The sequence below is a fragment of the Nostoc sp. CHAB 5715 genome (assembly GCF_020829685.1).
Taxonomy (GTDB): domain Bacteria; phylum Cyanobacteriota; class Cyanobacteriia; order Cyanobacteriales; family Nostocaceae; genus Nostoc.
The window spans coordinates 1-7,041 of the sequence record NZ_JAIVFR010000329.1; the positions used below are offsets into that span (position 1 = coordinate 1).

Below are 7,041 nucleotides of genomic sequence, written 5' to 3' on the forward strand. Positions count from 1 at the left end.
TTGTGCAAACACCTGCATGACAAGAACTCGGCAGTTCCAAACCAGCAGCATCGGCAACTGATAAGATCGTTTCATCTTCAGGAACTTGCAAGGTATGAATTTTGCCTTGGTGATCAATTTCTACGGTGTAAGTTTTGGACATATACAAAGGAAGTGTGACGCAACGGACAAATTTATTAGCTTATCTGAATTAGTTAAAAATATCCAGATTTTACCATAAAAATTTAGGTTAAAGATTGATAATTATAGCAACTAATTCTGAATAAGTTATAGATTAGTAACATTATTTACTATACAATACACAAATAAATTAGTTAAATTTGCTTACTATAAATATGCGCGATCGCGTTTCTTTAGAGACTGTATCTGTAAGTCTGCCTTTTGGCATTGGTTCGATGGTTTGGAAAGTTGACACCACACAAAGGAAAGCGGCTTGGTCGCTTTATTGCAAACTTGTACTGAGCGTCTTGCCTTGAGCGAAGCCGAAAGGAGCCGAAGTATTGCGAATTGTCTTTATAAATTATCAGGGTCAATATTTAATTCTCGCAACTTAGCGGCTAGGCGTTCTGCGCGTTGCTTTTCTTGTGCTGCGCGTTGCTTTTCCTGTTGTGCACGCTGTCTTTCTTCGTCCGCACGCTGCTTTTCTTGTTCAGCCAATTCTTGCGGTGTCGGCACTAACTGCCCTTGTGCTGTAAAATAGCGTAATTGATTATCCTGCACACCCAAATATAAATCTAACTGCTGACTCCATAACCAACCTTGGGGGTTCGGCTCTATTGGTTGGTAATTCCCGTCTACTAAATGAAACCCCACAAATTCTAAATTATTCGGGTCAAACCAAAAATACTCTGGTGTGCGAAAGATATCTTGGTAAATTTGTTTTTTTAAGCCTTTGTCTGTGGCTTTTGTGGAAGGCGAAAGCAACTCGACAATAATATTCGGATATTTACCATCTTCTTGCCAAATCACCCAACTTTTACGCGGTTTGCGATCGCATCCTAGCACCACAAAAAAGTCTGGGCCGCGAAATTCTTCTGATTTAAGCTGACGTTGGCTATAGTAAATCGTCAAATTCCCCGCCACATAAAAGTCATTGCGGTTTTGCCACCACAATTCTAAACATTGTAATAATAAAATAATTTGGCGTAGATGTAAATCGCTTTCCAATGGTGGTTCGTTACTGTATATATCTCCTGGTGGAAATATTATATCTTTTGCTGGTTCTAATTCTTGGGCAACTGACATAACTTTCTTGGGGCTAGGGGTGAGATGTTCAGATGAACGGCTACGGGTGGATGCATAGATGTAATTACTATCATAATCTTGCTGATTTATATTTATGTGCGATCGCATTTTAAACAAAACATCCCAAGACTGGTTTTAATTTGCTTGTGTTCGGGGATTTCACCAGAGTTCTATAATAATCACAGAGAATTTAGTTAAATTTGCTTACTATAAAATATGCGCGATCGCGTTTCCTTAGAAACTGTATCTGTAAGTCTGCCTTTTGGCATTGGTTCGATGGCTTGGAAAGTTGACCTCACAGAACGGAAAGCCGCTTGGTCGCTTTATGTGGAATTGGTGACACGCATTGCTGTACAACCTTTGGAAGTTGACCAGGGTTTGGTACGAGAAGCGATGAACTCTCTTTATAGTTTATTTGGTACAACCCGCGAAGTTCTCAAAGCCGCCGGGCCTGATGTCGGTGCTTCTCGTGATTCTGTGGGGGGAATTGCGATCGCTGTGTTGAATAATGGGTTAAGACCGTTTTTAGCTAAATGGCATCCGTTATTGCAAGCGTGGGAAGCTAGACGACCTGTGGGGGTGAGTCCGAAGGAACATGAGCAGAGTTGGTCGGAGGAACCCAAGTTGCGAAGTGAGTTGGAAGTTTTGCGCGGTGGGTTGGAAGATTACGCCAAGGCGTTGGCAAAAATTGCCGATGTGGAGGAGTGATAAATGCCAAAGGATGTTTTCCTTTGCCACAATAGCAAAGAAAAAGTAGAGGTAGAAAAAATTAGAGCGCAGCTATTACAAGAAGGAATAGATGCTTGGTTAGATAAGTATGACTTTGAGCCATTTCGACGTTGGCAAGACCAACTTGAAGAAATTATTCCTCAAGTCAAAGCTGTAGCTGTATTTATCGGTTCCTCTGGTGTAGGGCCGTGGGCAGATATCGAAATGAAAGAGTTTCTTGTTGAGTTTGCGAAGAATCATAAGCTTCGCATAGGCTTAGTTATTCTTCCTGGATGCCCTGATAAACTTATAAATACAGTTCCGAGATTCTTAAAAGGCTTTCATTGGGTAGATTTTCGGCTACAAAATCCCGATCCAATGGAACAGTTGATTTGGGGTATTACTGGACAAAAGCCAAAAACACAACCCATCACTTCATCTCAATCGCCTCAAAAACCTTCAGACAGAAGACAATTTTTGAAATGGGTGGGTTTGGGAACTTTCGGCTTAGTAATGTCAGTCGTGGGTCGAGAAATTTGGATCAAACTAGATCAGCCTACTGTAACAAAGGATGAATCTACAAGTTTAGGAGAATCAACTCAGACTAGAACACCAGAAGTAAAGCCTTCTGAAAACATCTCACTTGAATCTGAAAAAGGCATTGACTATACCAAACTGCGTAATCTGCTTGCAGAAGGAAACTGGAAAGGAGCGGATAGCGAGACTTTTAAGGTGATGAACAAGGCTCTCAATGGAACATGGAGCAGTAAAAAATTATTAAACTTTCCCTGCACAGACTTACGCACAATTGACAAACTGTGGGTGAAATACAGCGATGGACACTTTGGCTTTAGTGTCCAGAAAGAAATTTACTTGAGCGTTGGCGGTAAAGCTGACGGCAAGTATTACGAAAAAGCCTGGGAGAAGTTTGGCGATCGCGTAGGATGGAGAGTGAAGAGCATATGGATTGATGATTATTCTGATGTAACTTTTAATACCTCTTCCTCTAAAGGACACCTCCCCGCTTTGATGTCATGGACGACAGATAGGTTAGAGGTGGATGGATGGGGTGAATGGAGTTTTAAGTTGGAGTTAGATCAAATCTCTTCTCTCGTATCGAGACTTGTAAACTGTAACATCTAAAGCTTTCAGATATTTATAAAGATTTATTACAAGCCCCTAATGCACGGTAGAATCAACATTTCATAATTCTGATACCTGGCACGAGCCATGAAAAGTCATAGCATTATTGTGCTAAATATATAATAATTGATTAGCAACTTCGTCTACTGTCAAAGTATCAAGAATAATAGCAACCCTTTCGGCAATTTCATAGGAACTTCTACGTTTAGCAATCAAAATCCCTGCATGAGGTTGACTATTAACTAAATAATTTGTGTGTAATTTCTCAAAATCAAGTCGGTTATGAGTCAAAATACAATGCCCAATAGATGCAGCAAAAGCTAGTTGTGTTTGATCTGGTTCTCCTAACATTTGCTGTTCTCGTGCTGTTGTTGCATCAAAACCTCTTGCTAAGAGTAAAGTAGCCACTAGAATATCTACATCTTCATCAATATAAACTTGAGCAAAAATCGTCATCTTTGATTTAATCTAGCTTTAATAGCTGGATGGACTAATTCATCAGGGACATGATTACGCTCGATATATTCATTAATTTCTGCTTGATTATCTAAGTAAAAACTCAAAGCATCAAAAACTTGCGCTAAAGTTAAATGAGGTAAATGTAGCGGTATTTCTTCTGGTCTAATACCTAAACGCCAATTTTCAACAATTGCTCTCACAGGGGTTCTAGTTCCCTTAATAATCGGTTCACCTGATAAAATATCAGGCTGTCGGGTAACATAGCGAGAGTTTGTAGTAGTTGTCATACTAATGAAATTTTTGGCAGTATCTCTGTTAATGTATCACAGATTGGATTGAATGCGATGCCTACGGCGAGTTACACCTACGTATTTTAATTGTAAACACTGAGGAGCGATCGCCATTATTCAATAATAAAAAAACTTGAATTATGGCTTTACTATTACTGCAAAATGTAACCCTAAAGCATCCAACAGATAATTTAGACTGTAAAACTCAATTTCGCCTTTATCTGATAGCATCTGGTCAAGTTTATTGTAGAGTTCCTTGACTTGTGCAGAAAGCTGATCAACTCCACCATGCGCTTTTATAACATTTTTCAGCGCCTTACTCAACATTTTGGGATCGCCTTCTTCTAAAACAACTTCGATATAAGCTGCTGCTTCTAGTGGATTTTTTAAGTCTTGAATCAGTTTTTCATGATAACTTGTACTTTTAGGCATCATCTCTACTCCTGTAGTCTTGCCAATATTCCTTTGCTTTGACAATATCGTTTTCTTGAGTGCTTTTATCACCACCACACAAAAGAATAACAACTGTTGACCCTTGCTGTCCAAAGTATATGCGATAGCCGGAACTGTAGTCTATTCTCAGTTCAAAAACTCCATTACCAACTGATTTACAATCACCTAAATTACCTGCTTCTACTCGGTCAAGCCTAGCTCTAATTTTAGCTTTTGCTCTTATATCGCGCAAAGAGTCAAACCACTCAGAGAAAGGATTTATACCATTAACACTTAAATAACTCCTGATCTCCTTTGGTGAAACTTCCATATTGGAATCTTTTTAAGCTCTGCGATCGCTGTAAATCAACAATATACACTATGTAGCGATGATTGCACTCACCAACAAACTTTGGTCATCAATGTTACAATGTTGACTCTTAAGGTTACAACATTAAGCTTTAAAGTTACAACATTAACCCTTAAAGCTAGAACATGAAGCCTTAAAGTTACAACATTAAGCCAAAGAGCTAGAACATTAAGCCTTAAGGTTACAACATTAAGCCTTAAAGTTAAAGCGATCGCTGATAGCGCTTCTCAATTGCATAGAATACAGATCATTTGTAGGGGCACACCAATGTTCATAGGTGTCAACTTAACGTAAAAGTCATGTCCCGCAAGGAACTGAAGTTCCTTGCTAATAGCGAAAGTCATCTCAAGATGACTAAATAATCCGAAAAATCTTTAGTCTACTGAAGTAGACTTTAGCTATTAGCCTTGAACTTTAGTTCTAGGCGGGTGAGGAAGCTAACAGTTAAGCTACTTTTGCTTATTTGGACACCAATGAGCAATGCTGGCCCTATTGTCTATTGCTTAAACATAATATTATTTCACTGAAAATCAACCTTTCGTGATTAAATTCCGAGAAATTACGGACATAAATAAAAACTTTTACTAAAAAAATGTGCTTTTTGCTGAACCAGAATACAGGTCAATTAAGACAAAATAGTTCTGTAGAGCTATTAAAGGTGTAAAATTGTGCCTCGAAGAAAACGTAGTTCCCGGATTTTAGAAAAAGCTGAGTTTAGAGTTGCCGGACTGAAAGCTATCGATCCAAACATCAATTTTAATGATACTTACAACTTGCAAAACCTGACTCAATTAATAGACAATTTTCACAATATGCTTGATGATTATAACGCTGCTATAGCTATGATTGACTCTTCTAGAAAAAAGCTGGATGAAATGGAAAAAAACTTAAGTCAGGTTTCAGACAAAATGCTGATGGGGGTTGGTTTCAAGTACGGCAAAAACAGCGATGAATATGAACTTGCAGGTGGCGTTCGAGACAGCGAACGTATTCGTAAAAGCAGATTGACACGCTTGAAATCTAATACAGATAAAACATCAGATGAAAATGCTGTAACCGCCTAGTACCGCTACGCGGAAGTCAAAAGACGCGATTAATCGCGTCTGTACAAAAGTCAAAAGGCTTAGAGAATTTGCTTTTAACTTTTTTAGAATGGTATCTGTGAAAATTAAAGGTGTCCAGATCCCCGACTTCTCAAAGAAGTCGGGGATCTATTTCATCACGAATGATCCAGGACTGCTATATAATAAAACTTTGCATTAACCCAGAACTTCCGAAATCTTAAAATTGAATGACCAGGTTTATACATGATAAATTCGCCAAAGACTATCTAGAAGAACTACTAAAAGATTACGGAGAAGTTAAGGCATCAGAAAAAATATCAGGAGAGATTAAAGAAATAGATGTTTTATTCACTCCTGCTAAACAGCAAAGTTCTAATATACAAATACTGGGTTTGTTAGGGAGATTTGCTGAACAGCCTGCAATTATAGAACCCTACCGCAATCCAGCTTCTACCGATGAAATCTGCGACTGTATTCTAAAATTATTAGAAGTCAAGGCTTTCTTGCGACGAGAAGCTAAGGCAAATAAAACCAAACTTCAGAACTCCGAAATTCCCAAATTGTGGGTTCTTACTCCAACCATATCTGAAACTAGATTGTCTAGCTTTGGAACTATGCAAAAAACAGGTTGGTTATCGGGAGTACATTTTCTGCCAGATGCCTTGCGAACAGCAATTGTAGCAATACATCAACTACCGCAAACACCAGAGACATTATGGTTGAGGCTTTTAGGTAGGGGAAGTGTGCAGTCACAAGCAATTATCGAGTTGCAAGCGTTACCATTAGATCATCCATACCAAAAAGAAACTCTCGAATTAGTTTACAACTTGCGCGAAAACTTGAGAGTAAATCAAGAATTAGAAGCAGATGATAGGGAGTTAATTATGCGACTAGAACCACTTTATCAAAGAGACAGAGAACAAGCTATACAGGAAGGAAATAAACAAGGAGAACAACGTTTAGTTCTACGTTTACTCAATCGCCGTATTGGTGAGATTGATACATCATTAATCGAGCGAATTCAAGGCTTATCGATTGAACAATTAGAGAATTTAGGAGAAGCATTGCTAGACTTTGCTAGTGTTGCTGATTTAGAAACTTGGTTAAACCAACAATCAATCTAATTCATTTCGATTGATAAAGAGTTAATTATGCGACTAGAACCACTTTATCAAAGAGACAGAGAACAAGAAGGCACTTATAGAACCCACACGTTATGCGAGGTGGGATGAAGCAAGGACGCTTTGTGGCTCGTGGCACTTTCCGCTCTACACAATCTTTTTTGTTATTGAGCGTAGTCGAAATATACTAGTGCGGCTCTAAACCGACA

The 7,041-nt window shown here is 38.7% G+C and carries 11 protein-coding genes; 5 read left to right on the plus strand and 6 right to left on the minus strand.

Translation table 11 applies throughout. From position 1 onward, the window contains the following. A partial coding sequence (locus LC574_RS18760) for a 2Fe-2S iron-sulfur cluster binding domain-containing protein (protein ID WP_229454913.1) occupies window positions 1-142 on the minus strand: 142 nt, incomplete at its 3' end. A gap of 178 nt (window positions 143-320) precedes the next feature. On the opposite strand from LC574_RS18760, the gene LC574_RS18765 reads away from it, so the two are divergent. Next, entirely contained in the window at window positions 321-476 is a 156-nt protein-coding gene (locus LC574_RS18765) for a hypothetical protein (RefSeq protein ID WP_229454904.1), read from the plus strand. A gap of 37 nt (window positions 477-513) precedes the next feature. Here the strand turns inward: LC574_RS18765 and LC574_RS18770 are convergent, their stop codons facing one another. Further along, window positions 514-1,245, minus strand: coding sequence for a Uma2 family endonuclease (locus LC574_RS18770; protein WP_229454914.1), 732 nt, complete (start codon window positions 1,243-1,245; stop codon window positions 514-516). A gap of 216 nt (window positions 1,246-1,461) precedes the next feature. Between LC574_RS18770 and LC574_RS18775 the strand changes: the two genes are divergently transcribed. Together LC574_RS18775 and LC574_RS18780 are read left to right on the plus strand one after the other, a co-directional pair. Then, window positions 1,462-1,953 carry a hypothetical protein gene (locus LC574_RS18775; protein WP_229454905.1) on the plus strand — a complete coding sequence of 164 codons (492 nt, stop codon included), beginning with the start codon at window positions 1,462-1,464 and terminating at the stop codon, window positions 1,951-1,953. A gap of 3 nt (window positions 1,954-1,956) precedes the next feature. After that, on the plus strand, window positions 1,957-3,096 hold the full coding sequence (locus tag LC574_RS18780) for a GUN4 domain-containing protein (protein WP_229454906.1): 1,140 nt from the start codon (window positions 1,957-1,959) through the stop codon (window positions 3,094-3,096). 111 nt (window positions 3,097-3,207) lie between these two features. Here LC574_RS18780 and LC574_RS18785 read toward each other — a convergent pair whose 3' ends face one another. The 4 genes from LC574_RS18785 to LC574_RS18800 all read right to left on the minus strand — a co-directional run bounded on the left by LC574_RS18785 (window position 3,208) and on the right by LC574_RS18800 (window position 4,608). Further along, window positions 3,208-3,552, minus strand: a complete 345-nt coding sequence (locus LC574_RS18785; protein ID WP_229454907.1) for a DUF5615 family PIN-like protein — start codon at window positions 3,550-3,552, stop codon at window positions 3,208-3,210. Then, window positions 3,549-3,842, minus strand: a complete 294-nt coding sequence (locus tag LC574_RS18790) for a DUF433 domain-containing protein (RefSeq protein ID WP_229454908.1) — start codon at window positions 3,840-3,842, stop codon at window positions 3,549-3,551. Before LC574_RS18790 ends, LC574_RS18785 begins: the two co-directional genes overlap by 4 nt. A 141-nt stretch (window positions 3,843-3,983) precedes the next feature. Beyond that, on the minus strand, window positions 3,984-4,277 hold the full coding sequence (locus LC574_RS18795) for a DNA-binding protein (RefSeq protein ID WP_229454909.1): 294 nt from the start codon (window positions 4,275-4,277) through the stop codon (window positions 3,984-3,986). Then, on the minus strand, window positions 4,270-4,608 hold the full coding sequence (locus LC574_RS18800; RefSeq protein WP_229454910.1) for a type II toxin-antitoxin system RelE/ParE family toxin: 339 nt from the start codon (window positions 4,606-4,608) through the stop codon (window positions 4,270-4,272). The genes LC574_RS18795 and LC574_RS18800 overlap by 8 nt, the downstream gene beginning before the upstream one ends. Window positions 4,609-5,315: 707 nt before the next feature. On the opposite strand from LC574_RS18800, the gene LC574_RS18805 reads away from it, so the two are divergent. Both LC574_RS18805 and LC574_RS18810 read left to right on the plus strand, forming a co-directional pair. After that, on the plus strand, window positions 5,316-5,711 hold the full coding sequence (locus LC574_RS18805; RefSeq protein WP_229454911.1) for a hypothetical protein: 396 nt from the start codon (window positions 5,316-5,318) through the stop codon (window positions 5,709-5,711). Between the two features lie 227 nt (window positions 5,712-5,938). Continuing rightward, a complete protein-coding gene (locus LC574_RS18810; protein ID WP_229454912.1) occupies window positions 5,939-6,835 on the plus strand; it encodes a DUF4351 domain-containing protein in 897 nt (298 codons plus the stop codon). Window positions 6,836-7,041: the final 206 nt, after the last annotated feature.